This window comes from Dermatophilus congolensis, assembly GCF_900187045.1.
Classification (GTDB): domain Bacteria; phylum Actinomycetota; class Actinomycetes; order Actinomycetales; family Dermatophilaceae; genus Dermatophilus; species Dermatophilus congolensis.
In genome coordinates this window covers 1,206,236-1,232,163 of record NZ_LT906453.1, presented here as the reverse complement: position 1 = coordinate 1,232,163, position 25,928 = coordinate 1,206,236, and the positions used below count along the sequence as shown (strand labels likewise).

Annotated in this window: 25 protein-coding genes; 6 read left to right on the top strand and 19 right to left on the bottom strand. The window is 58.1% G+C overall.

The window, feature by feature from the left end; genetic code table 11:
* Positions 1-20: 20 nt before the first annotated feature.
* From lepB to CKV89_RS11795, 5 genes are all read right to left on the bottom strand, one after another.
* Positions 21-914 carry a signal peptidase I gene (lepB, locus tag CKV89_RS05255; RefSeq protein WP_084441011.1) on the bottom strand — a complete coding sequence of 298 codons (894 nt, stop codon included), beginning with the start codon at positions 912-914 and terminating at the stop codon, positions 21-23.
* Between the two features lie 221 nt (positions 915-1,135).
* Positions 1,136-1,477: a 50S ribosomal protein L19 gene (gene rplS, locus CKV89_RS05250; RefSeq protein ID WP_028326991.1), complete on the bottom strand. Its 342-nt coding sequence runs from the start codon at positions 1,475-1,477 to the stop codon at positions 1,136-1,138.
* A 207-nt stretch (positions 1,478-1,684) separates the two neighbouring features.
* Entirely contained in the window at positions 1,685-2,944 is a 1,260-nt protein-coding gene (locus CKV89_RS05245; RefSeq protein WP_028326992.1) for a Dyp-type peroxidase, read from the bottom strand.
* Positions 2,941-3,621, bottom strand: a complete 681-nt coding sequence (locus CKV89_RS05240) for a copper chaperone PCu(A)C (RefSeq protein ID WP_084440968.1) — start codon at positions 3,619-3,621, stop codon at positions 2,941-2,943. The genes CKV89_RS05245 and CKV89_RS05240 overlap by 4 nt, the downstream gene beginning before the upstream one ends.
* A gap of 114 nt (positions 3,622-3,735) precedes the next feature.
* Positions 3,736-4,443, bottom strand: a complete 708-nt coding sequence (locus CKV89_RS11795) for a hypothetical protein (protein WP_154657616.1) — start codon at positions 4,441-4,443, stop codon at positions 3,736-3,738.
* A 142-nt stretch (positions 4,444-4,585) separates the two neighbouring features.
* On the opposite strand from CKV89_RS11795, the gene CKV89_RS05230 reads away from it, so the two are divergent.
* Together CKV89_RS05230 and CKV89_RS05225 are read left to right on the top strand one after the other, a co-directional pair.
* Complete coding sequence (locus CKV89_RS05230) at positions 4,586-5,230, top strand: response regulator transcription factor (protein WP_028326994.1); 645 nt, start codon at positions 4,586-4,588, stop codon at positions 5,228-5,230.
* 79 nt (positions 5,231-5,309) lie between these two features.
* A complete protein-coding gene (locus CKV89_RS05225) occupies positions 5,310-6,215 on the top strand; it encodes an SDR family oxidoreductase (protein WP_028326995.1) in 906 nt (301 codons plus the stop codon).
* 54 nt (positions 6,216-6,269) lie between these two features.
* Here the strand turns inward: CKV89_RS05225 and trmD are convergent, their stop codons facing one another.
* The 7 genes from trmD to CKV89_RS05190 form a co-directional block, all read right to left on the bottom strand.
* Positions 6,270-7,421, bottom strand: a complete 1,152-nt coding sequence (gene trmD / locus CKV89_RS05220; RefSeq protein ID WP_084440969.1) for a tRNA (guanosine(37)-N1)-methyltransferase TrmD — start codon at positions 7,419-7,421, stop codon at positions 6,270-6,272.
* Between the two features lie 2 nt (positions 7,422-7,423).
* Complete coding sequence (rimM, locus tag CKV89_RS05215) at positions 7,424-7,966, bottom strand: ribosome maturation factor RimM (protein WP_028326997.1); 543 nt, start codon at positions 7,964-7,966, stop codon at positions 7,424-7,426.
* Positions 7,967-8,055: 89 nt separating this feature from the next.
* The gene (locus CKV89_RS05210; protein ID WP_028326998.1) at positions 8,056-8,298 is read right to left on the bottom strand and encodes an RNA-binding protein; all 243 of its coding nucleotides are present in this window, start codon (positions 8,296-8,298) and stop codon (positions 8,056-8,058) included.
* A 2-nt stretch (positions 8,299-8,300) separates the two neighbouring features.
* A complete protein-coding gene (gene rpsP, locus CKV89_RS05205) occupies positions 8,301-8,777 on the bottom strand; it encodes a 30S ribosomal protein S16 (protein ID WP_028326999.1) in 477 nt (158 codons plus the stop codon).
* A gap of 231 nt (positions 8,778-9,008) precedes the next feature.
* Positions 9,009-10,016: a GNAT family N-acetyltransferase gene (locus CKV89_RS05200; protein ID WP_084441012.1), complete on the bottom strand. Its 1,008-nt coding sequence runs from the start codon at positions 10,014-10,016 to the stop codon at positions 9,009-9,011.
* The gene (locus CKV89_RS05195; protein ID WP_231935458.1) at positions 10,016-11,125 is read right to left on the bottom strand and encodes an amidohydrolase family protein; all 1,110 of its coding nucleotides are present in this window, start codon (positions 11,123-11,125) and stop codon (positions 10,016-10,018) included. The genes CKV89_RS05200 and CKV89_RS05195 overlap by 1 nt, the downstream gene beginning before the upstream one ends.
* 37 nt (positions 11,126-11,162) lie before the next feature.
* Complete coding sequence (locus CKV89_RS05190; protein WP_028327001.1) at positions 11,163-12,539, bottom strand: cryptochrome/photolyase family protein; 1,377 nt, start codon at positions 12,537-12,539, stop codon at positions 11,163-11,165.
* A 165-nt stretch (positions 12,540-12,704) separates the two neighbouring features.
* Here CKV89_RS05190 and CKV89_RS05185 point away from each other — a divergent pair, with 165 nt between their 5' ends.
* The gene (locus CKV89_RS05185) at positions 12,705-13,412 is read left to right on the top strand and encodes a CPBP family intramembrane glutamic endopeptidase (RefSeq protein WP_028327002.1); all 708 of its coding nucleotides are present in this window, start codon (positions 12,705-12,707) and stop codon (positions 13,410-13,412) included.
* A 5-nt stretch (positions 13,413-13,417) separates the two neighbouring features.
* Positions 13,418-14,353, top strand: coding sequence for an NAD(P)H-binding protein (locus tag CKV89_RS05180; RefSeq protein ID WP_028327003.1), 936 nt, complete (start codon positions 13,418-13,420; stop codon positions 14,351-14,353).
* A 60-nt stretch (positions 14,354-14,413) separates the two neighbouring features.
* On the opposite strand, the gene ffh is transcribed toward CKV89_RS05180, so the two are convergent.
* The 5 genes from ffh to smc form a co-directional block, all read right to left on the bottom strand.
* Complete coding sequence (gene ffh, locus CKV89_RS05175) at positions 14,414-16,096, bottom strand: signal recognition particle protein (RefSeq protein ID WP_028327004.1); 1,683 nt, start codon at positions 16,094-16,096, stop codon at positions 14,414-14,416.
* A gap of 47 nt (positions 16,097-16,143) precedes the next feature.
* Entirely contained in the window at positions 16,144-16,917 is a 774-nt protein-coding gene (locus CKV89_RS05170; RefSeq protein ID WP_028327005.1) for a hypothetical protein, read from the bottom strand.
* A gap of 342 nt (positions 16,918-17,259) precedes the next feature.
* Complete coding sequence (gene ftsY / locus CKV89_RS05165; protein WP_084440970.1) at positions 17,260-18,429, bottom strand: signal recognition particle-docking protein FtsY; 1,170 nt, start codon at positions 18,427-18,429, stop codon at positions 17,260-17,262.
* Between the two features lie 14 nt (positions 18,430-18,443).
* Positions 18,444-18,803, bottom strand: a complete 360-nt coding sequence (locus CKV89_RS11790) for a hypothetical protein (RefSeq protein WP_154657617.1) — start codon at positions 18,801-18,803, stop codon at positions 18,444-18,446.
* A gap of 542 nt (positions 18,804-19,345) precedes the next feature.
* Complete coding sequence (gene smc, locus CKV89_RS05155; protein WP_028327007.1) at positions 19,346-23,020, bottom strand: chromosome segregation protein SMC; 3,675 nt, start codon at positions 23,018-23,020, stop codon at positions 19,346-19,348.
* A gap of 186 nt (positions 23,021-23,206) precedes the next feature.
* Between smc and CKV89_RS05150 the strand changes: the two genes are divergently transcribed.
* On the top strand, positions 23,207-24,061 hold the full coding sequence (locus CKV89_RS05150) for a hypothetical protein (RefSeq protein ID WP_028327008.1): 855 nt from the start codon (positions 23,207-23,209) through the stop codon (positions 24,059-24,061).
* A 76-nt stretch (positions 24,062-24,137) separates the two neighbouring features.
* Here CKV89_RS05150 and CKV89_RS05145 read toward each other — a convergent pair whose 3' ends face one another.
* Positions 24,138-24,425, bottom strand: a complete 288-nt coding sequence (locus CKV89_RS05145; RefSeq protein WP_407919581.1) for an acylphosphatase — start codon at positions 24,423-24,425, stop codon at positions 24,138-24,140.
* A 201-nt stretch (positions 24,426-24,626) separates the two neighbouring features.
* On the opposite strand from CKV89_RS05145, the gene CKV89_RS05140 reads away from it, so the two are divergent.
* Positions 24,627-25,403 carry a DUF3152 domain-containing protein gene (locus CKV89_RS05140; protein ID WP_154657618.1) on the top strand — a complete coding sequence of 259 codons (777 nt, stop codon included), beginning with the start codon at positions 24,627-24,629 and terminating at the stop codon, positions 25,401-25,403.
* Here the strand turns inward: CKV89_RS05140 and CKV89_RS05135 are convergent.
* Complete coding sequence (locus CKV89_RS05135; RefSeq protein ID WP_084440972.1) at positions 25,346-25,900, bottom strand: DUF2938 domain-containing protein; 555 nt, start codon at positions 25,898-25,900, stop codon at positions 25,346-25,348. The genes CKV89_RS05140 and CKV89_RS05135 overlap by 58 nt on opposite strands.
* Positions 25,901-25,928 lie beyond the last annotated feature (28 nt).

The following is a 25,928-nucleotide window of genomic DNA, read 5'->3' as shown; positions in this document are numbered from 1 at the left end:
AGCTGGCGAAGTCAGCCTTGTCACCGTACGGCGGAAGCATGCGGGGTGCTTCCGGTACCCAGCGGAGCGCTATGCGAACCCTTCTCTTCCTTCACCGCAGACGACCTTTTTGACGGATTTTGTGATGCGTTAGGCACTTTCGAAAAAACTTGCGGATAATCGCTCAACCACGTCGCACGGTTCAGCGGCCAGATCACAGCAAATGCCCGGCCCACAACATTAGCGATCGGGACGGACCCTTCCGTCCCATTACTCGAAGGCTTGTCATGGAATCGCGAGTCACTCGAATGGTCACGATTGTCACCCATCACCCACAATTTTCCAGGCGGAACAGTGATGTTAAAAGTGACACTACTGGGCGGCGTACCAGGGAAAACATACGGTTCGTCGATCGGTTGACCATTAACAGTCAGCTTTCCATCCGCTGTGCAGCACTCCACGTGATCGCCAGGAAGCCCCACGACACGCTTAATCAAGTGGTTCCCTTCATCCTCAGGAAGAACCCCCACCCAACTGAGCACCTTGGCCACCCCGGAACGTGGACGCGGCATCGACGGCGGCAACCAGCCACCTGGATCCTCGAACACCACGATGTCGCCACGCTTGATATCGAAAAGGTCTGGCGTCAGCTTCGAGACCACCACACGATCATCCTCAATCAAGGTGTTACGCATGGATCCGGAAGGGATATAGAAAGACTGCAGCAGCCATGTCTTCACGATGAACGAGATGATCAAGGCAAAAACGACAATGATCACTAGTTCACGCACAAACGCCCACATTGACCCCAGCACACTCGTGCTGTTGCCTCCGCCAGGAGATGACGAGCGGTTTGGCCTACGCCGAAAACCGCGGTTATCCCCTCGCGCGCCGGTCTCGCCACCATGTTCTGGCGAATTGTGCGTATTACTCATCGTCGTTGTGTCCCCGATCTGCGCCCATCGACGCAATTGGCCTGCTGGAACCGTACCCCGTATATCTGTGGGCAGCCCACGAAGCCGCAGATAAACACCTGCATTGATATCTCTAGCAGTAAACGAAGATCCCGCCCAAAGGGTTCACGGCCGGGCATGCAATGGGGCCGCGAGCGAAACCTCGCCCGCGGCCCCCTCACCTAAAACCTGTCAGCGCGTGATCAACGCTTCTCGCGGATCTTAGCTGCCTTACCGTGCAGGTTACGCAGGTAGTACAGCTTGGCGCGACGCACGATACCGCGGGAGACAACCTCGATCTTCTCCACGATAGGAGTGTGGACCGGGAAAGTACGCTCCACACCAACACCGAAGCTGACCTTACGAACGGTGTAGGTCTCGCGAACACCGGCACCGTGGCGACGGATCACAACGCCCTGGAACACCTGGACACGAGTGCGGTTACCTTCAACAACCTTCACGTGAACCTTGACTGTGTCACCGGCGCGGAACTCAGGGATGTCATCACGAAGGCTAGCGGCATCAACTACATCGAGCTTCTGCATCAAATTCTCCTCGCTGCACCGCAGGCTGCAACAGTTCTCACAAGGCCACAAAGACCTCAATAAACAGATTGGTGGGAGCATCCCAGCCTCATGGGGATCCGCAGTCACAATGTGACCCGCACCCCACTCCCCCTGCGGCAGGGGCTTTGAGACGCTCTACAGGAGACAAGTTTGCCAGACGAGCCGACTCCTCGGAAAATCACGGAGCTACTCGAGCAAGGTTTCGCCAATATAACCACCCTTTTTGCACCCAGGCGGGATAACAAAAACAGCAGAACCAATCGGCGTAGTCCACGTATTCAACAAATCTGCCTCATCCAAACGGCGCTGGATAGGAACGAACTGCGCATCCACATCTGCGGCGTAGGCAACAAAAATGAGCCCAGCATCCGTGCCAATTCCAGAAGCATCCTTCTGCCCTGCCAGCACTGGGACCTCATAGCTATAGCCACGACGCACAATTTTGTGACGTGGATCATCGCTGCGAGCCCGGCGCATATGCGCGAACTGCGAGATAACAGGAAACCCACTCTCGGTAACAGCCGCGAAATCTGGCTCATCCTGCTCATGCTTGCCCGTCAAAGGCGCACCATTATCGATACGACGACCAATACTGTGCTCCCGGGCCGCAGGATCAACCTCATCCCACGTATCCAAATCCATGCGGATGCGACGAACAACAACGCCCGTCCCACCCGCAAACGGACCTGTTGGGATCCACACCTGACGCGCAAACTCAGGTGTTCCCGCAGAAGCGTTCACCGTGCCATCGACCTGGCCAAACAAGTTACGCATCGTCGTACCAGGTGCCAGCGTGTCACGCGCATGCCGAAACCCCGGTTGATTCCACTTCACTGTCGCGAAACTCCGTGTGTCTTTCAGGAGCATGCGCGTAGCGTGCGAAAGAGCCGTCGGATCATCAGACCCAATCGTGAGAAAAAGATCCCCACCGCTCCACTCAGGTTCAAGCCGATCCACCTTGAACTTCGGCAAAGGACGCAACCAACCAGGCCCCTGCCCTCCAGCGCGGCGCACAAACTCAGGACCAAACCCAAACGTCACTGACAACCGCGAAGGAAAGGCAGCTAATTCCGGCTCGCTGTCAGCTAACGCACCTCGCCCTGCCATAAGACGAGCCGCATCATCAGTCAGGATGCGCATGAGACGGCGCAACCCTTCCTTATCAATGTCGTCATCGAGTTCAAGCGCCACAAAATTGGCGTGAGCCTGTGCCGGAGTATCCACCCCCGGCTGATGCTCGCCATAAAACGCAATCGTGTCCCCTCCATGCGGGGTATCAGTAGCAGGGATGGCCTGGTCTGGGCGATTATCTGCCCGCTGGCCCCCTGCCTCAGCTCGGGCAAGCCCGGCAAGCCCAAAAGCTGTCGCCGCCCCCCACCCGGCGATCGCTCCCGTTGAGAGGAACGAACGCCGGGAAGGAGTCACACCAAACTCTTCGTCCGTCACGAATGCGCCGCCGAGGAAGCAGCTTTCCCAGATCCGTGCATGTGGTCATGGCCCTCATGCTTGCCATCGCCATGGTCATGACCGCTGTGGTCATGATCGCCATGGTCGTGGTCGGTCGGGGATGCCGTACCGTGGTCATAGTTCTCATTCGCGCCGCTGAAATCCTTCACTGGCGCAGTAACTTTGAAAGAACCGCCATCGCTGGTCATTGCAGTGAACTCGACCTGCTCACCTGCCTTCAACGCCCCCTTCAACCCCATCAACATGATGTGGTCACCACCGGGTTTGAGCTCATGCTGACCATGCGCAGGAATCTTAAAACCGCCCTTGACCTCACTCATCACCATGGCGCCCGAAGCGTCCTTCTTCGTCTCATGCATTTGCACTGACCCAGCTGCAGGGCTGCTCACCGCAGTGATGGTGATGTCCTTATCGCTGTTGTTGGCAAGCGTTCCAAAAAGAGCCGAATTTCCCGAAGCTGCCGCTTTCACCCACGGATCGTGCGCATTGATGGGGCTGGACTCGTTCGCCTGCGTCGTTTGCGCAGCACCGTGATTGGAGCTATGGTCCCCACCACCTCCACACGCCGTAAGAAGCACCGCAGCAGCCAGGACCGCGATGGTAGTAGTTCCACGGCGAGAAATTTTGCGCGAACGAGACAAAGAAAAAGTAGTCATGAACTATGCCTTTCTGGCTGGTCAAAGAGGCTTACCTCTTGACCGGGGACCTCAGCCCCCGAGGGAATGTGCAGTGATTTGCATACCGAGAGGCCATATACGAAGCCTCTCTCTTCACACACAGATCGGCGGACCACGACGAACAAGGCACGCAGCCAAGTACTCCCGCAACATCACAGCTTTGACCGCGGCGCTACCCACAGCCACTCTCACAGCCGCTGGCATCAACACTGGGCACGCAACGCACAGCACCGGACGCAACGCGTCAAGAACAGTGCCGCCCAACTCCAGCAAACGAATCAACAACTCTTCACCGCTACGGACCAACACCACACATACCGCAGCAGCAAACACATGCCCAGCCACCATCAACGGCGACAAGGACATAACGCCCCAAACATCCCCCGAGCTAGAGACAACAGCACCATGATGCAGCTGCCCCCGTAACGCAGCAGCATCAGAACCACTACGCGTCAAAGCGCACAAAGCATGAAGATCTGCGGCCTTCATCCACGCTGACGCTGCATAACCCTTCCCAGCAGCAGTACCAGCCTCCTGAGCAGCGCCTACTAACGCACCCAACTCAAAAAACAGGTGAAAAGCGAATTGGCCCACCAACACCGGAACAGCAACACTCCACCACGCACGCCACCGCCCCACAAGCGGCATAGCAATGAGGAAACCGCACAGCCATGTCACCACCACCACGAGCACAGGCGGCACGCCACCCCCAGCAAATGCGTGCATAAACAGCGCCATAAACGTGGTCGACGAAGCCACACCACACGCTCGCAGCGCACGCGCAGGGACAGGCCAGGTCATAAGCGCATTCTGTCAGGTGTGCGCTACACCTCACCAGCGCATCACTTCAGCTTGCATGTGAGGCAGGTCACTACAGAATCACCGCGCCACGAACCTACTCATCAACAAATGATTAGACCAAGCGGACATTATGCTGATTTTCGTGAAAGACCCCACCACTCCCATCACTGTCGCCGTCGTCAACGACTACCCCATCGTTGTCGCGGGCGTAGCCCACTTACTCGCCAGTGACCCGCGCATCACAGTGGTCGAACACGCCGCCAACACCACTCCCCGCTCCCGGGTCGACATTGCCCTCTTCGACACCTTCGCAGCCGGAGACCACCTCGAAAACGACGTCATTCCCCTTCTCGAAGCCCCCTACATCGGCAAAGTCATCATTTACTCCTGGGACCCACAAGATGCCCACGCCCGCCAAGCCATGGCCCTAGGCGCCGCAGGTTTCCTCGACAAACGCATAAGCGCTGAACAGCTCGCCGACGCACTCATCAGCATCCACACCGGCAAACACACCCACATCCAAGCACCCGACCACACAACACCTGGCGTCAAGAAATGGCCAGGTCAAACAGCTGGCCTTTCTCCCCGGGAAGCAGAAGTAGTCGCCCTGATCACCCAAGGGTTCACCAACGACCAAATCGCCCAATCCTGCTACCTATCCATTAACTCAGTGAAGTCCTACATCCGATCCGCATACCGAAAAATGGGTGTAGAACGTCGTTCACAAGCCGTGTTGTGGGGAATCCAAAACGGCATGCAGCCTCAGACCATACGGACCAGCATCTAAAACCACATCATTTGCTACACAAAAAGACTCACCCCCTAAGGAGGTAGAAAGACACCAACTATCTCGCCAGGATCGAGATATGAGCGACCTCTACGCCATCGACAAAACCGCCCGCCAGCTTGCCTCCCCAAACGGCGGATTCCCCGCCCAAGAACAGCAACACCCTGGACACACCAAAGCAATGAACCCCCTGCCCGACCACGGCGAAAAAACCTGGGTCGGCCACGGAAGACTCACTGGACTCAAAGCCTTCATCACTGGCGGCGACTCAGGCATCGGCCGAGCCGTAGCAATCGCATTCGCCCGCGAAGGCGCCGACATAGCCATCAACTACCTCCCCAGCGAAGAAGAAGACGCCCAAGACGTCCGCACCTGGGTCGAGCGCGAAAACCGCACCTGCGCCCTCCTACCGGGAGACCTCCAAGACGAAACCACCGCACGCCGCATCGTCGAAGACGCAGCAACACAACTCAACGGCCTCGACATCATCGTCAACAACGCCGGATTCCAATGGGCACGTCGCGAAGAAGGACTACCTTCGGTCACTACCGACGAACTCGATCAAGTCATGAAAACCAACCTCTACGCCCTGTTCTGGATCTGCCAGCAAGCCCTCCCCCACCTCAGCCGCGGCGCAAGCATCATCAACGTCAGCTCAATCCAGGCATACGACCCATCCGTATCCCTCATCGACTACGCAGCAACCAAAGCCGCCATTAACAATTTCACCGCCAACCTCGCTGCCGAACTCGGCCCCCGCGGAATCCGTGTCAACGCCGTCGCCCCCGGGCCCATCTGGACACCACTACAACCAGCCACCAAAGGCGGCGACTCCATGCCAACCTTCGGCACAGACACCCCTCTAGGGCGAGGCGGACAACCCGTAGAGTGTGCCGGCGCTTTCGTCTTCCTGGCCAGCCCCGCCGAAGCGTCCTACGTCACTGGCACCGTCATCGGAGTAACCGGCGGAAAACCCATCTTCTAAACCCAAAACAAGCGTGTGACCGACCCTCTTCAGCATTCGCCACACGCTTGTTCCCTACTTCTTACGACTCCACTCTCCTGCCCTGCGCCCCGGACGATACCCACAAGCCCGCATAAAAGCAGAGACCCTCTGGACATCTTCCACCTGACCAGGCAAACGCACAGGCAAACGCCGACCATCACCACCAGTAGCCACCTGCAAAAGAGCCCTGCCTATCCCGCGCCGAACCAAGTCAGGAACCACTGCCAACACCTCAATTTCCCGCGCGACAGCCACACCCGCCTCATCACACACACGCCGATGGCGCACCATCCCCACCAAACGCCCACCAAGGCGACACACATGCGTCACTGCCCCACCCTGACCATCAACCAAAGAATCCGCCATTGAAGGCGCAACCGCTTTGACCAAAGTAAACAACTCACCCGCATCCCCCGGAACAGCAACACTAATTGCTGCCTCCAAACCACCAGCAACTACCTCCGGCACCGCAGAAGCCGGCAACAAATCCGGGCGACGCAACCACGTACGCATCAAACGCTGCTCATGCCGCCACTGCGCAATACGGCCATGGTCACCAGAAAGCAACACATCAGGAACAGACATGCCACGCCACGTCGCCGGCTTCGTATACACCGGATACTCAAGCAACCCATCCTCATGCGACTCCTCCACCAAAGACTCAGCATTACCTACCACACCAGGCAACAGCCGCACCACTGCCTCTGTCATCGTCAGCACTGCCACCTCACCACCATTGAGGACATAATCCCCCAACGACACAATGTCCACCCGACCATCAAAGGCACCCCGCGCATACTCATACACACGCTCATCGATGCCCTCATAACGCCCACACGCAAAGACCAAATGATCCTCGCTGGCCAACTCATGCGCCAAGGCCTGCGAAAAAGGAACACCACCAGGACCAGGAACGATCAACCGAGGATGCTTACCCTCCCCATCAGTTGAGGCCGCCTCAGCAAGAATCCGATCCAAAGCCTGACCCCACACATCCGGCTTCATCACCATCCCAGCGCCACCTCCATAAGGAGTGTCATCAACGGTGTGATGCCGATCAGTAGTCACCTCCCGTAAATCATGGGCCCGCAGATCTACCAACCCCTCACGCCGTGCCTTACCAATCAACGACAAATCAAGCGGCGCCAAGTACTCCGGAAAAATCGTCACGACATCAATACGCACAACTACTCCCCATCCTGCTCACGCCCCAGCTCCAACAACCCCACAGGCGGATCAATCACCACACGACCACCCGCCAAATCCACCTCAGGCACAAGCTCATCAACAAACGGAACCAACGCTTGCCCACCGTCAGCCAACGAGACCTCTAACAAATCCTGCGCCGGACGCGTATAGAGCGCACTGACCACCCCAACCTGCTCACCGCTAACAGTCTCTACTGACAGCCCCAGCAAATCTGCCTCATAAAAACCATCCTCTACACCTTCATCCACCTCATCTTCGTCTTCTGCCCCGGCATCAACGAACAGCCGCACATCACGCAACAACTCCACCGCGCTACGGTCAGCCGCCTCCTCAAAACCCAGCAGCCAAATCCCCTTGTGCACTCGCGCGCTACGTACCGTCAATGGCCCGGCATCTACCGGCTCCGTCACAAACTTCGCCCCAGGAACAAAACGTTCTTCCGGTGAGTCAGTAAACAACTGCACCGTCGCTTCACCCCGCAAACCATGCGGCTTACCAATCCGCGCCACCCGAACCTGCATACCTGCCCGCCTCCCTCAACAACAACCCTTGCACTACGACGACGGCGCCCCCGCAAACGCGGGAGCGCCGTCAATCAAACGTCTACAACTTAGGACTCGCGGTCCGTATCAACAATGTCGACACGAACCTGACGGCCACCAGCCAAAGCGGTGACTACCGTACGCAGCGCATTCGCCGTACGACCAGAACGGCCGATCACGCGACCCAAATCCTCGGGATGAACGCGAACCTCGAGCACGTCACCACGACGATTAGGGCGCTTACGAACCACGACGTCCTCGTCGTTCTCGACGATGCCCTTGACCAGGTGTTCGAGGGCTTCCTCAAGCACGATCAGGCCTCGTCCTTCTCTGCTTCTTCAGCCGGAGCCTCATCCTGAGCAGACTCCGCAGCCGCAGCGGCTTCCTTCTCAGCACGCAGCTCAGACTTCTTCTTCGGAGGGTTCTTCGCGAACTTCTCGTCAGCCTGGTCAGCAGCAGCAAGAGCAGCTTCGTAAAGCTCCTTCTTCGAGGGCTTCGGCTCAGCCGTCTTGTAGGTGCCCTCAGCACCTTCCTCGCCCTTGAACTTCTGCCAGTCACCAGTGACCTTCAACAAGGCCTCAACCTGCTCCGTCGGCTTAGCGCCAACACCCAGCCAGTACTGCGCGCGCTCAGAGTCGATCTCAATCACAGAAGGCTGCTTCGTGGGGTGGTAAACACCGATCTCTTCGATCGCGCGACCATCGCGCTTAGTGCGCGAGTCCATCACTACAACGCGGTAGAACGGGGTGCGGATCTTACCCATACGCTTCAAACGGATCTTGACTGCCACGAGGGTGTCACTTCCTTAACTCTCTCGTGAGGCACGGCGAGACCGGACCAGAACAAATCCGGGGTATCGCGCCTCGGGTGTAGGCGCCCGAAATCCCGGCGCAGTCGATCCGAACATCACACTAAAGCGCGACACGGAGAGCGGCCTGGACCGGGCGGGTACAGCCCACCATTCTGCCAGACAAAAGACCCAACCAACACATCGCCAAACCACGACATGCCAAAACCCCATTCAAACAGGGCGAACCCCCCTAACCGCAGCATGCGCCTCAGAACGCGCACGCAAAGCCAAGGCCACCACACGATGCCGCCCCACCGGCGCAACATCACCAGCAACAGTCAACTCAGCACCCACATCAGCACCCGCCAACCTCATCGCCACCTCAACACGACGCACCTGCCCCTCATCGGTAGGACGCGGCAACTCAATCACCGCCCCCCGAACACCCCTCAACAACGCACCTAAACCCTCATCACCCAACGCCTCAACCACCCCTGCAGCAATAAAAGGCACCTCTAACTGCACCGCCAACTCAACCCCCGCATCCCCCCACTGCGGACCAACCACAACCACCGGAGAAGGCACTGACCCCACCGAAAACGGCACCGCAGGCCACTCTTCAACCGTCATCCCATACGTCTCATGATCCCGCCACGCATGCACACCACGCTCATCCCCCAACCACAAATATGCAGGCCAAAAACCCCTCCGCCGAAACCCCACCGACCGCAACAAACCAGCCGAACGCACATTCCCCGGCTGCACAGACGCCTCCACCCGATGCAAACCCATCCCCAAAGGTTCCGCCTCAAACACCACATCAACAACCAACCGAAACCCCTCAGCAAACAAACCCCTACCCTGATACGGGTCATAAGCGTTGTACCCCACCGCAGCACTCATCGCACGACCGCGCACCACCCCCGTCACATTCACCACCCCGACAATGTCATGCCCTGCATCAGCAATCGGCTCCACCGCATGAATCACAAACGTCCGGTGGGCACTCGTCTGAAACCGCAAATGCGTCTCCAAGTCACGCGGATCCACCGGATTCCACACCCGAATCCGATCCGCAGACAACGCCAAAGCACGCCCATACGGCTCAAGATCATCCGCACACACCGGAGCCACCCACACCCGCTCACCCCAAGCAGTCAACGGCTCCCTCACCACACCAGAAACCCTCCGAACCGGCGGCGAAACCCACCCCGGACGATTCGCCGAATGCCCCGACATCACCACACCACCCCACCCAAAACAGTGCAATGCGGCCTCACCAACACCCGCACATCCTCACGCGGATCATCCAGATAAACAACAAGATCCGCCGGCGCACCCTCCTCAATACCCGGATAGCCCAACCACGACCTCGCAGCCCACGACGCCGCACCAACCGCACCAACATTGCCCAGCCGCGTCTTGGCCAACTCAACGACCTCTAACGCCAACAAACCATGCGGCACCCGACCACCAGCATCCGTACCCGCATAAATCGCCACTCCCGCCTCATGCGCAGCGCTCACCGTCTCATAACGACGCCCATAAAGATCCAACATATGCGCTGCATACGAAGGAAACTTCGCCCGACCAGCCCTAGCAAAATCAGGAAAATTCGCAATATTCACCAACGTCGGCACAATCGCGACACCAGCCCGAGCAAACGCCTCAATCGTGTCAGCAACAAGCCCCGTCGCATGCTCAACACAATCAACCCCTGCCGTCACACAATCACGCAACGACTGCTCAGCAAAACAATGCGCCGTCACCCGCGCACCCTCCGCATGAGCCACCTCCACAGCCTCACCAAGCACCTCTACAGGCCAACATGGCGACAAATCACCCCGCTGACGATCAATCCAATCCCCCACCAACTTCACCCACCCATCACCACGACGCGCCTCACCACGAACACACTCCACCAACAACTCCGGCTCCACCTCATGCGCATAATTGCGGATATACCGCTTCGTCCGCGCAATATGACGCCCCGCCCGAACAATCCGAGGCAGATCACCACGCTCATCCAACCACCGCGTATCCGCAGGACTACCCGCATCCCGAATGAGCAGCACCCCCGCATCACGCTCAGCCAACGCATGCTCTAACGCACGCCCCCGCTCAACCGCCCCCTGCGACTCCAACCCCACATGACAATGCGCATCCACCAAGCCAGGCAATACATGCCCTGAAATACGCTCCACCTCCACCCCCACAGGCCGCGTAAACGTAATCCGCCCACCAACCACCCACACCTCATCACGCACATCATCTGCCGAAACATTAATACGCCCCGTCAGATGAAGAACTCGCCCCTGACACTCCTGCCCCACACCACGCATGCTCATACAACGAAACTACCGCTCCCCAACACAACTCACCCCCTCAACGACGCGCAGCCTCATACCGGCGCAACGCCTCAACACGCTCCTGCGCATGATCCACCACCGGCAACGGATAGCCACAGGCATACCCATCCGGCGCTTTCCACGGCATATGCACAGCCCCACCCGACACATGCGCCAACTCAGGAACCCACTGACGCACATACGAACCATCCGGATCAAACTTCTCCCCCTGCCTCACCGGATTAAACACCCGAAAATACGGCGCCGCATCAGTGCCAGTACCCGCAACCCACTGCCAACCATGATTATTTGAAGCAACATCCCCATCACGCAGATGCTCCAAGAAAAAACGCGCACCATAGGGCCACCACACGTGCAAATCCTTCGTCAAGAACGACGCAGTGATCATCCGAACCCGATTGTGCATCCACCCTGTCGCACGCAACTGCCGCATCCCCGCATCCACAATCGGATACCCCGTAACCCCCTCCTTCCACGCCTCAAACAACTCCGCCGTCACCGCGTCTTTCTGCGGATCCGCGTACTCCATCCCAGCCAACCCATCCCCCAGGTCATGCCACGCCGAATCTGGGTTATGCCACAACACATCCGCATAAAACTCACGCCACGCAAGCTCCTTCACAAACGTCCTCGCACCCTCGCTACCGGCAGCCGCACAATCAGCCACATCAGCCAGCAACGTCCGCGGATGCACCAAACCAAACTTCAACGGCTCAGACATGCCCGACGTGCCATCAACACCCGGCCTATCCCGCTCATCCCCATACTCAGCAATCCCCTCCTGCAAAAACTCCCGCCACCGCTGCAACCACCCATCCGGATGAGCAACCCCCGCAGGCCCATCCCCATCACCCAACAGCCCCTCATACTCATCCGACTCCAACCGATGCCCTAGATCAAGCCCTCGCGGCACCGGAAAAGGGCGATCCCAACCACAATCCAGCCACGCCGAATGAAAACTCGAAAACACCTTGTACGGCGTGCCGTCCTTCTTGCGAACCCTGCCTGGCGAAACCGCATACGGAGTGCCCGTCGCAACCATCGGTACCTCACCCAACGCCTCCAAAACCCGCTTACCACGGACCCTCCCATACGGCGTGGACTCCCCACTCACATGCACACTGCTCGCACCAGCCTCCCGCACCACCTCAGGCACCACCTGCGCGGCATCCCCCACACGCACGCACAACCTGCCCTCATACGATTCCTGCACCGAAACTAACGCTTCCCTCAGCGCAGCCAACCGAGCAGCACCACACCCTTCGAACAAATGCGCTTCTAAAACAAATAACGGCACAACCACACCACCAGCAGCAGCCTCAGCAGCCGCCCCCAAAGCAGGCAAATCCTCGATCCGCAAATCCCGGCGCAACCACAAAACCGACACAGCCATCCCCGAACCCCACTTTCTGAAAAATACCGTCAGTTCACCCTAAAACGCTCTACCCCACCTAGACAGGCCCCGCGTACAGACACCCCGACGGAAACACGCAGTCCTTCCCCCCGCGAGGTCTACGCTCGAAAACACACCAGGACCCCCACCGCAAGAGAGAACCCCATGGGCGAATTGCGCCGATTCATCGACGCTGCACTCCTTAACCCAGTACCTGACACCCACCCCACCCCCACCACATACACCCGCAGACGCCTCACCGCGGCCCTCACCCTGGCACTAGGCACCAGCATTCTGGCCATCAGCCTACGTATCCCACCCGGTGATCCAAGCTTCCACTGGGCAACCCTCGCACTAGCCCTCACCTGGATCGCTGGCGCAGCCATCTCCGGCCCCATCTACGCCGGACACGCCTGGACACGCAAAAAAACCATTGGCAGCCCCATCACCCAATCCCTCGCCCTAGCCGCCATACTCATCGCGCTCTTCCTCACTGGTGCGCTAGCCATCGCACACATCCCCGCCCTTCGAGACCCCGTCGACAACCTGCTCAACCACGCCAGCGGCAACAATCTGCTCATCGTTGCCTTCCTCACCCTCATCAACGGCATCGGCGAAGAACTCTACTTCCGAGGCGCCCTCTACGACGCCCTACCCCGAAGCCACGCCGTCGCCATCAGCACCATCATCTACATACTCGTCACCGCAACCTCCGGCATCCCTCTACTCATCCTTGCCGCACTACTACTAGGCACCATCACCGGACTTCAACGCCGCGTCACCGGAGGAGTCCTGGGCCCAATCATCGTGCACTGCTGCTGGTCCGGATCCATGCTCTTCCTCCTCCCCCCACTACTGCAGACCCTGAGGTGAACCACATGACCAACACGACCCAACCACTCCACGTACTTGTCACCGGCGCATCCGGCTACATCGGCGGTGAACTCGTACCAAAACTCTTAGCTCACAAACACCACGTTCACGTGCTCACCCGCAATGCCTCATCCCTAGATGATCGCCCCTGGAAAAACGACATCACCATCATTGAAGGCGACGCAGCAAACCCCCACGATCTCGACCGCGCTCTGACCGACACAGACGTCGCCTACTACCTGTTGCACTCCATGAACTCCTCCAAAGACTTCCGTTCCCAAGAAGTCAAAATGGCAACTACATTCGCCGACGCTGCAGAACGTGCCCACCTGAAACGAATCGTCTACCTCGGCGGAATCCACCCCGACCATGAACGCCTCAGCGAACACATGGCCTCCCGCGCTGAAGTCGGCCAGATCTTCCTAGACTCCCCCATCCCTGCAGCCTGTCTGCAAGCCGCTGTTGTCCTCGGAGCAGGATCAGTCTCCTACCAGATGCTTAAACACCTCACTGAACGACTCCCGCTCATGCTCGTGCCCAACTGGCTACGCAACCAAGTCCAACCCATCGCCATCAAAGATGCACTGCACTACCTCGCCGGTGCTGCCACGCTTCCCTCCGATGTAAACCGCACCTTCGACATTGCCTGCGACGAGATCCTCACATACGAAAACATGATGAAGCGGTACGCAGCCGTAGCAGGACTGACTCCACGCATCATGCTCCCCATCCCCCTGCTCACACCTGACATCGCAAGCTGGTGGGTAGGCCTTGTCACCCCCATCGACGCAGGAATAGCTCGCCCCCTTATGGGAAGCCTCGTCCACGACGTCATCGCTAAAGAAAATGACATACGTGACTACCTCGGCACACCACCCGGCGGAGTCACCAGCTATGACGACGCCATTCGCGCAGCCATGTCCGACCAGAAAAAACACTGACAACGCCACAGACGCCGCTCTTCTGGGAAAAGCAGCGCCTGCGCGAAAGTTGTCACCCGATCACTTCAAAAAGTCACCGAAGTTCTTCGGAAGTTTGTTTGGGTCAAAGTTCTTCATCAACTCTTCGGCACTTGGCTGCTTTTTAGCGCCTCCCAAAGCCCCGAAGGCCCCACCAGGAACTCCCGTTGTCGCCTCAGCGTCCGCACCGCAACCAAAAGCCGCATCGATAGCAGCCTGACGGGCAGCTTCACGCTTAGCTTTGAGCTCAGCCTCTTGCTGAGCACGTTTAGCAGGGTTACCAGACTTGCCTTTGACAGCCTTGCCCTTCTTCTTACCTTTACCGCCACCTACGACCCCCGGCATACCAGGCATCCCGGGCATACCAGGCATGCCGCCACCATTGCGCAGCTGGCGCATCATCTTTTGTGCCTGACCGAAACGCTCCAGGAGCCCATTCACTTCCGATACATGCACACCCGAACCTCGAGCAATACGTGCACGCCGTGAACCGTTAATAGCCTTCGGGTGGCTGCGCTCATAGGGAGTCATAGAGCGAACCATCGCCTCAACACGATCGAACTCTCGCTCATCCAGCGCATCTAGCTGATCACGCATCTGATTCATACCGGGCATCATTTTGAGCAAGCTCTTAAGCGAGCCCATCTTGCGGATACCCGCCATCTGCTCCAAGAAATCATCGAAGGTGAAGTCCTCAGCTTCGATGAATTTACGAGCCATGCTGGATTGCTGACGTTCATTAAACGCCTTCTGCGCCTGCTCAATGAGAGTAAGCACATCTCCCATATCGAGGATCCGGCTGGCCATACGGTCCGGATGAAAAACCTCAAAGTCCGTCATGTTTTCGCCTGTCGAGGCAAACATGATGGGACGACCTGTTAGGAAACGAATCGACAGCGCTGCACCACCACGCGCGTCACCGTCCATTTTGGTGAGCACAACACCGGTGTAGTCCACCCCAGAAAGGAAAGCTTGGGCAGTCTCCACAGCTGCCTGGCCAATCATGGCGTCAACGACGAACAACGTCTCATCTGGCTGGATAGCATCGCGAATATCACGAGCCTGAGCCATCAACTCAGTATCAATAGCGAGACGTCCTGCAGTGTCAACAATGACTACGTCGCGCTGCTGATGCTTAGCTTCCTCAACGCCACGGCGCGCAACCTCCACAGGGTCGCCATACCCTCGCGTACCAGAGCCGTACTCCACCGCAGCGTCATAGCCAGCAACGTTCCCGCGCTCCGGAGCGAAAACAGGCACACCCGCTCGCTCACCCACAATTTCCAGCTGCGTCACCGCATTCGGGCGCTGCAAGTCAGCAGCAACAAGCATCGGCGTATGCCCCTGCTCTTTAAGCCAGTGCGCCAGCTTGCCCGCCAAAGTAGTTTTACCTGCACCCTGCAAACCAGCCAGCATGATGACCGTTGGTGGGTTTTTAGCGAGCTGAAGCCCTCGGGCCTGAGCCCCGAGAATTTCAATCAGCTCATCATGGACGATCTGCACAACCTGCTGGCCCGGGTTAAGGGCTTGATTAACCTCGGCCGCGAGCGCGCGCTCACGGACGTTGCTGGTGAAGGCACGCACCACGGGAAGTGCTACGTCGGCGTCGAGAAGGGCGATACGGATGTCGCGGATCGTCGAGTTGACGTCCTTCTCGGACACACGGCCGCGCCCGCGCAGATTCGTGAACGTTGCGGTCAGTCGATCCGAGAGAGAGTTGAACACCGCCCCAGGCTACTCGACCGGCGGGGGCGGCACCCACATGGGTGCGGTCAAGATGTGGCGACTTGGCGGTATTGATGACGCTTGGCATCAAGGATCGCGAATGCTCCCGATACGAAGCAGGCTAGGGCCGAGACCATCTCTGCCCACGGTGTGACCCCACCATGAACATCGCTGAGAAAGAATCCCGCCACCGCGATGCACAGGACAGGGTTTGTGAAGAAAAGGCTTCCCCACATGGCAAGTGCTGCCGCTGATGGCGGACGTCGCACTGGGCGGGTCCCATAGTCGAGGGGGGCGAAAAATCGGGTAGATAGGGCGATGAATACAGTCACCGGAAGGACGACGGTAAATACCCACCATCGGTAGTTGTCTATCCAGAAGTTGGAAGCAACGATGTGCTGCGGAACGGCAGTATGAGCTGCCCAGAAAGTAATAAGAGCCCCTAAGAGCAGGATAACTGCGGTTATAGCGGCGCAGGCTCGGCTGACAGTGCAGTTGCGGTAGAGAAGTGCAGCCATTGCGGCGGCGGCTGCAACAAGGGCAATGCCGCACAGCCACGCCGCGGGAGCAATATGCACGGTTACGGGATAGACGATAAAGAAGTCAAAGTCCGATCCTGTGCGATCTCCGCAGATTTTTTCGGTGAGGTCAGTGCCTATGCAGGCAGACCATCTTTTGCTGGCCGCGGCAGCCATGAGAAGTCCAGCGGCGATGAGCAGTCCAGCAGCGAGGAAGATCCTCTGCGGGGGTGGGTCTGGTGTCATCGACGGTTTTTCGGTGACGCGTTGATCCATCCGCTGGCCGACTCCGTGCTGGCTCATTCATCCATCATCACTGACTGATTGTTCGGTGTGGGACTGCTTTTCTGGCACAGGTGAGATTCAGTAGAGGTGGCGTTTATTGTGCTGACCCGGGGTTTTAAGACTGTTGTGTTTGTGTTTTTGGGGACTCAAGGACTCGGTATGCGTCGAGGAAAAGTGTTTTCAGTGACATCTGTAAGAGATATTCCGCATCGTTAAATGGCAAAAAAGAAGCCCCGGCCGATTGCCCGATCGGCCGGGGCTGTCACCCTTTTTATCCCCTCACGTGTTCCACGTTAGAGGCTCATCCTGTGATTCCGCTGTGCTTCTCCGGTGCATTCCCCGCATTATTGAGTTGCGTTGCTAGGAAGGGGAGTTAGCCTTACGGGCGGGGTCTGGGCCGAGGATGGAATCGACGAAGGAAGTCGGATCAAAGGGCGCAAGATCATCGGCGCCTTCACCAATTCCGACAAGCTTGACAGGAACTTTGAGTTTGCGCTGAACGGCTACGACGATGCCGCCTTTAGCTGTCCCGTCAAGTTTAGTGAGAACGATTCCAGTAATATTCACCGCTTCGGCAAAGACCTCAGCCTGAGCAAGCCCATTTTGACCAGTGGTGGCATCGAGTACGAGCAGTACTTCATCGAGAGGACTCTGCTTTTCGATGACACGTTTAATTTTACCTAGCTCATCCATGAGATTGGTTTTGTTATGCAGGCGCCCCGCTGTATCCACGATGACGACGTCGCTACCAGCCTCGGCACCAGCTTTCACCGCCTCGAAGGCAACGGCAGCCGGATCGGCTCCTTCTTTGTCACTTCGAACAGTGGGTACCCCAACCCGCTGACCCCATGTTGTGAGTTGGTCGGCAGCAGCAGCGCGGAAAGTATCTGCGGCACCGAGAGTGACTTTGCGGTTCTCCGCCACCATGACACGAGCAAGCTTGCCGACGGTGGTGGTTTTACCTGTCCCGTTCACACCTACGACAAGAATGACCGCCGGGCGACCATCGACTTGCCTACTAGAAATACGTCGATCCATGGTGGGATCAACCACGCGCAAGAGTTCTTCATGAAGCCAAGCACGGATAGTTGCCTCATCTTGTGCGCCCTCAGCAGCGACGCGTTCCCGTAGCGCAGTCACAATGCTGGAGGCAGCCTCGGGGCCAAGGTCAGCAGCAATGAGGATGTCTTCCATGTCTTGCCATGTTTCCTCGTCGAGGCGCCCCCCAGCGATGAGGGTAAGGAGGCCACGACCAAGGGCCGAGTTAGACCGAGATAAGCGAACACGTAACTGCTGTATTCGTCCCCGCGCATTCGCGGGTTGTTCAAGTTCGACAGGTTCTGAATCTTGTTGCTGTGGTGGCTCCGGTGCAGTGCTGGCTGAGGGGAGCTCGGTTTGGCGGCGCCGTCCTGGCCCGAGGAGCGTGACTAACGTCCCCACGCCAATGACGATCACCCCGATGACGGCGAGGAGAATTCCTCCGAAATCGTTGAGTATCTGATCCACAGGACCAGTCAACCAGGCGAGCATCGCCTGGTGGGCCTTTACTCGGCGCGGCGCAGTCCGGTCGGAGTTTCTTCGTGCTCTGTTGCTGTCTGAGCATTAGTGCCGACGGCACGGATATTGCCGTTCCACCGCTGGCGGGCGTCAATGACGTTTCCGAGTTCGGAGCTATTGGGTAGCGGTGCCGCACCCTGCTCGCCGGGTTTAGTCACGCTGCTCGCGCAGCTTTCGGTGTTCACTTCACTATTGGCGCTGGCCTCGACAGAGGACTTCACGGCGATTTCAGTTTTTTCAACGCACGCAAGCTGGGCTGCACAGACAGCTGGCTTACGCGCCTTACTCGCGGCGAATATCCGTCGCCCACGACCACTGTCACCTTCTCGCTCATCAGCGGTGCGCACCGGTGCAGTTATACGTCGTGCGGCATTGTGTGCCTGAGTGCGAACGTGCACCTTGGAGGGTGTCCTGCCGCTATTAGATGCCCATCGAAGGGCAATCACCATGATTGAAGTGCCTATTGCTGCCACCGCCAGAAGCCAGATTACGAGCGCCACCATGACTACATCATCGACGGCTGAGGCGAATTCGCGATATGTAGTGTGTCGACATTCGGTTACGATCGGGCACATCTTTGGCAAAAATTGGGACACCGGACCTCCACTACAGCTGTGGCGTTCGCAGGCTTTTCCGGTACTCAGATAGTCGCTAGGCATCAACTAACTCTGCCGGTTTAAAGCGGAAAAAGGTTAGCTCACAGGCCTACTGCGTGCTCATTGCTCGTGTTATTTAAGCAATGAGTACGCCCAACACCTACGTATCCAGCACCTTGATTCCACGCTGCTGTGAGCGAAGTTTCCCCGGCGAGCGGCCGGCAGATTTTTCTTTGTAGTTGTCTCACTTGTCGGCACGTTTCTTATCGCAGCGCGCCTCGACGGCGAGCTACTCACGCACTGGCACGATCTTTCTCTGGTGATTCCTGCTGGTTCCGCAGTCGTTGCGAGACCACTCGGGTTACTCCATCTCCACGCATCGTCACGCCGTACAACGCGTCAGCTTTTTCCATAGTGCGTTTCTGATGCGTGATGACAATGAGCTGACTGGACTCGCGTAGCTCTTCAAAGAGCATGAGCAACCGTCCCAAGTTCACATCATCCAAAGCAGCTTCAACTTCATCCATGATGTAGAACGGACTCGGCCGGGCTTTGAAGATAGAGACAAGCAACGCCATCGCAGTTAGGGATCGTTCACCGCCGCTGAGCAGCGACAGTCGTTTTACTTTCTTTCCGGGCGGGCGAGCTTCCACCTCGATACCGGTAGTAAGCGGGCTGTCCGGTTCGGTGAGGATTAGTCGCCCTTCTCCCCCTGGGAATAGTCGAGAGAAAACACCGGCAAATTCGCGCGCGGTGTCTTCATAAGCCTCCATAAAGGCACGCTGCACTCGATCATCAACGTCAGCGATGATCGATAGGAGATCTCGCTTACCGGCACGCAGGTCTTCGATCTGTCCGTTGAGGAAAGCATGCCGTTCTTCCAAAGCCGCATACTCTTCAAGGGCCAGCGGGTTGACTTTGCCTAGTTTGGCGAGCTTCTTTTCGCGGTCTTTGACGATCGCTTCTTGTTCTTCACGGACGTAAGGTCGCGGTTCGGTGGAGATCTGGGCGCTTTTGCGGCGGCGGGTTTTCCTCGGTGCCGGTGTATGTCCTGGGTCTTCAGCAGCAGTCGAAGCATTTTCAGGTGCTTCGGTAGGCGTAGCGGAAGCCACTTCCAATGGTGGGACGAGCTTATCGGGGCCGTATTCATCGAGGAGAATGTCTTCTCCAATACCGAACTCTTCGGTCACTTTGGTGAGGAGATTCTCGATGCGCATGCGCAGTTCAGCTCGCGCCATTTCGTCACGGTGTGCCGTGTCAGTAAGGGTGCGTAGCTCTTCGGCAAGTTGGTCAGTGCGGCCTCGCGCAGCGGCCAGATGTTCTTCGACTTGTTGGCGTTCGGTGGCAATGCCATCACGGCGGCTAGTCCCTATCTCCAACGATGTGGTGATTCGGGCAACGCTGTGCTCAGCGGCTTCGCGCAGCAGGGCAGTGGCTTGGATCTTGCCCTGCAGAATAGTGCGGCGTCGAGCTGCCTCAGTTCGTGCGTTTTCCTCGGCACGGGCTGCAGCTTCGAGCCGGTCCGCTCGGCCTTGACTTGCGCGCAGGCGCTCTTCAGCGGTTCGTAGGTTAAGCAGGCATGAGGTTTCTGCTGCCCGGGCTGTTGATGCGGCAGCTTCAAGGCGAGCCAATTGTTTTGTTGAGGGTTCCTCCGCCTCAGGGGCGGCTAGAGCTGCTTCGTGACGGGCGCGGATTTCTTCGAGGGCGGCCTGGTCTGCTGCGAGCGCGGATGCTGCTTTTTCGGCGGCGGTGGTGAGTTGTTGCACCTGGGTGGTAGCAGCTCGCAGGGTTGCTTGCAGTGCGGCGAGCTTGGCTGTTTTTGCTGCTTTCTCTGCGTCTGTTTTGCGTAGTTCCTCGGTGAGCTGTTTGAGGCGATCTGTGAGAGTTTCAGCCAGGTGCGAGGCGTCAGCTACTACTGTGGCGGCTTGCTCTACGCGAATAGATGCTTCTTCTTGGTGTCGGTGGGCTTCATCACGAGCGGCAGCGATTTCGATACGGCTTGAACCGGGCTCGCCAGCAGCCTGGACAAGGCCGGGTTCGAATATGTCGCCAGCGCGAGTAACCACACGTAGGTGTGGTGTCGAGGGTGCGTGGGAACGCAGGTATTCGACGGCCTCGGTCACGGTTTCGACGCAGACTGTTTTTGCCAACAGGGCAGCAACCACACTGTGTACATCTGGTTTCGCAGTGAGTAGGTCGATGGCTCGCTGTCCGGGGCAGTTGGATTCTGGTGTAGCGCTTGGTAGCAGTTCGCCATCGGCTACCACTATCGCTGCTCCGGCATCGCCTACCGCGCGCAGGTGTGTCAGTCCCTCGATGGCTTGTTCAATCGTCGGGTATGTGACGGCTTCTCCTGCAGCGCCAAGGGCTGCTGCGATGGCAGTTTCCCACCCGTTGTTCACGGTGATCATGGACGCCAAGGTTCCCCATGATGGTGGGGCGTCGTGAGCCAGCAAAGCTTGCGAATCGCTCATGCTGCGCAGCCCCATTTCGAATGCTTCACAGCGGGCGTGAGCACGATCTCGTTCACTGATTGCTTGGCGGTGGTGCTGTTCGGCTTCGCTGAGTGCTTGGAGTGCGGCTGCGTGTTCTTCGCGGACACGAGCCAGCTGGCGTTCGATGTCGGATTCGTTTTCTTCTGCTGAGAGTTGCTTGTGGAGAGCGTGGTGTTCTTGCTCGGCCTCGTCGGCTTTTTTCGTTGCTGTTTCGATCTGTGCCTGGGATGCGGCCCACTGTGATTCGAGGGTTTCCACGCGAGATTGTTTGGCAGCTACCTGTCCAGCCAGTTTCGCTAGTCCTTCTCGCCTGTCAGCAAGGGCTTTAGTGACGGCTGCGATGCGGTCTCTTTCTTCGGCGTGGGCTTGCTCGGCAGAACTGCGTTCTGTTCGGATGGTTTCTAGGTCATTGCGCGCTTGTTCGACTTCTTCGGTCAGAGTTTGTTCGAATTCGCGTGCTTTTTGTGCGTCGGCACGTAGTGCTTCTGGGTCTTTGCCCGTGTGGTTGTGCGTGGCACGTTCCATCTGTTGTAGAGAGTTCAACCGTTCTGTTGCCAACCGACCGTAGGTGGCGAACCTGTCACGCAGTACCTGCAGTTGATGCGTTTGTTCGTTGAGTGTTTCTGCCTCGCGGGCAACTTCTCCTGCCCGCGCTGTTGCTGCCGCGACTGCTTCTTTGGCATGTGCGAGTTGGGCTTGGACTTCGATGGCGCGTGCTTGTAGCGCTGTGTGGTCGGCTTGTTCCTGGGTCAAGGTGGCTTGTTTCTGCACCAAGTCCTCTGCATATAGGCGCAGTCGGGCGTCTCTGACTTCTGCCTGCCATAGGGCGGCTTTTCTGGCTGTCTCTGCCTGGCGTCCTAGCGGGCCAAGACGGCGGCGCACTTCACCTGCGAGGTCGACGACGCGGCTGAGGTTGACCTCCATCGTCTCCAGTTTTCGGAGTGCTTTTTCCTTGCGGCGTCGGTGTTTGAGCACCCCTGCTGCTTCTTCGATGAGTCCGCGGCGTTGTTCCGGCGTGGATCGCAGAACGTCATCGAGGCGTCCTTGGCCGACGATGACGTGCATTTCTTTACCGATGCCTGAGTCAGACAGGAGTTCTTGAATGTCGAGCAGGCGGCAGGCTGTGCCGTTGATCGAGTACTCCGAGCTACCGGCCCGGAACATTGTTCGAGAGATTGTCACCTCGGAGTAGTCGATGGGTAATGCGCCGTCGGAGTTGTCGATGGTCATCGTCACTTGGGCTCGCCCTAGCGGTGCGCGACCTGAGGTGCCAGCAAAGATGACGTCTTCCATTTTTCCGCCGCGCAGCGATTTGGCGCCTTGCTCCCCCATCACCCAGGCGAGGGCATCCACCACGTTCGATTTACCTGACCCGTTGGGTCCCACCACTGCGGTGATTCCCGGCTCTAGCGTGAACGATGTCGCCGAGGCGAAAGACTTGAATCCACGCAGGGTGAGATTGGCGACGTACACCCGGGCAGTTCCTCTCGTTGGCAAGGCTTTCGACGTGGAGAGCCTATCCACAACCCTTTCTGGGGTGGACGGGCCGACACATCCGGTATGCAGTGATTCCACGACTTAGGAGGTCGGGAACGTACGCTGGCCATGCCAAGCAACACATTCAGCCGTCTATACGTGGCACCGACCTGAAGGAGTTCCATGAACCGGCGTTTCACGCTCCGCGCAGCGGCAACGATCCTCGTTCTGCCTCTTGCGCTCAGTGCTTGCGGCAACGGCGGCAGCTCGTCCGACATCGGAAACACAGGCCAGAACAACTCATCCGCGCAATCACAGGGCGCAGGAGGTCCGTTCAATTCTCAACCAGGTGCTTCCGTCGATAAGGACACCTTCGTCGAGAAGATTAACAAAGGCATGCTCGCAGCAGGGACTTACAAGATCTCCACCAAAACCACCATGCCCGGCTCAGAAATGGCCCTGAACGGCTACGTCGATGGGCGCGAACAAGGCAAACCCAAGTTCAAAGGCACCGTCTCCACCGGCGGGCAAACCATGAACATGATCATGGCCAACCAAAACGTTTACGTACAGCTAGCTGGCCTAACCGGAGACAAGTACATCAAAACCCCCTTGGAAGACCTTCTTCACTCCAACGGCGGAAACCTCTCCGACATGCTCGACCTGAGCAAGCAACTCCAAGCACAAAAAGCTGCGATCCAGTCCGTCACCTACGTCGGCCAATCAAATGACAGCGGCACCCAGATCTTCCAATACAAAGTGAAGCTCGACCCTCACGCAGCAGCGAGCCTGGCCACCGGCGCACCCCATGCACACCCAACGGCAGGGGCCGAGAAGCACCAGCATGACTACTTCTTGGACGCCAACGGACTGCTTCACAAGATGAACATCGACATCGCGGGGGCAAAGAGCGAAACCACCTTCAGTGAGTACGGAAAGTCCGTCACAATCACTGCCCCACCCACAAGCGAAGTCACCACGATGCCTGCCCTTGGTGGCATCAAGAAACCTCAAAGCCCGGCAGCACAAGAAAAATAACTACTGCGCCTGATGTAGGTGTGGGCGGCACCCCAATTGGGGTGCCGCCCACACCTACATCAGGGCTTAGCGCACCTCACAGTTCACGAAACCGTCCCACATCTTGGCGAACACTGCCCCACTGCGTCACCACTGCCTCCGCCCTGCCAGGGCGCCTGTGCTGGCTCGGCTGCGTTGCCAAACGCGCACCTAACTCCTCGATCGCCTCCCGGTTTCCTTGAGCGACCACTTCAACACGTCCGTCACACAGATTGCGAGCAAAACCATCAAGCCCAAGTTCCAGTGCCTGTGATTTTGTCCACCATCGAAACCCGACACCTTGCACATGCCCTGAAACAAAAAACGTCGCTTTTTCCACGCTCACCAGCTGTTCATCTCCTCCGGGAAGTCTTGGGCAACCTGGTATTCGGCCGCAGCCAAACGGTAGCCGACCGCGCCTGAGCTGCCCCACACGGCCAGCTATTTCTCAGTGAAAGTTCTTGTGGCGCGGCTACTCTGATCCCCGGCCTGCCAAGAGCAGCCGCATATTAGCCACGCATCTCATGAGGTGAGCACGCTGAAAAACTTGAATTTGACCGCCGCAGCAGTACTCCTTTCCCCTCGAGTGCGTCGTAGCAGCAGTATGGCTGCGCTCCTTGCAACAGTACTGCTGGCCTCAGCGTGTTCCAGCCCAGCCTCTCAACAGCAACAGCAACGACCCGCTGCGCCATCGAACACAGCAGCAGCCGTACCTCCTGGCTCGACACCAAGCAGCTCGGGTACTTCTTCGAGCACACCAACTGCTTCGGGAACTACACCGGGCAGCACCCCACCAAAGCCCTCCAGCTCTCAAGTGACCCCACGCCCAGCTGTGCCGGTCAGAAAAACCAAACGTCACACCTATAAAGTCATTACCCGCGGGAAAGTCCTCACAAACACGAAGCAATTCGCTGCCGAAGCCGCGAAAATCTACGCCGATCCACGAGGCTGGAAAAAAGCAAGCCACCGGTTTGTCCGTGTACCTGCGAGCGCCCCAGCAGATTTCACCCTCGTCCTGGCCTCCCCGCAGAGCGTTGCTTCCTTCTCTCCCTCGTGCAAAAAGCAGTTCAGCTGCCGAGTAGGCAAGTACGTGGTCATTAACGACCTCAATTGGCGCAAGAAAACTCCTGCTTTTAAGGGGTCGTTGGACACCTACCATCACATGGTTCTCAACCATGAGACCGGTCACTGGTTGGGGCTGAAGCACCGTTACTGCGCCAAGAACGGCGATAAGGCTTCTCTCATGCAACAGCAGTCAAAAAGCCTTCAAGGCTGCGTTGCTAATGGGTGGCCCACAGATGCTGAGGTGGCATCCGTCCGATAGTTCTCAGCGCTACACATGGCCATAGGTATCCAGGCCGAGGCCCAGAGCCCCAGGCCGTACATTGCATGTGCTCGCACAGTGCGCAGTCGTGTCGTCGCCGGGTCCGGAAGTGTGGAGGCGGCCAGGCCCATGCCCCACGCAGGTTGCATGAGCAGCCAGGGTGCTGCGCATGTTGCAAGACCCGCCGTCATGGCTGGCACCAGGGTGGGCTTGTCGAGCCAGCCTGGTCGCACGGCGACGAAGGCGAGGGCAAACCCGACTCCGATGGCGTAGTGAGCCACGAGGCCGATCTCATGCTCGCGCTCGACTGGTTCAGCAGTCATGATCGATTCGTGGGCAAATGCTCCGCGTCGCATGTGGCCGATCCATCGACCAACGAGGTCGAGGTTGAGTGGCGGGGTGCCAGTCGTGCGTTGGATGATCTGCGCACCGACGTCCATCACGGCCGTGGCACCGACGCCGACACATGCGGCGTGACCAAGATGCTTGAGTTTCATGAGCCCTCCTCGTGTTTTTCTGCCACGA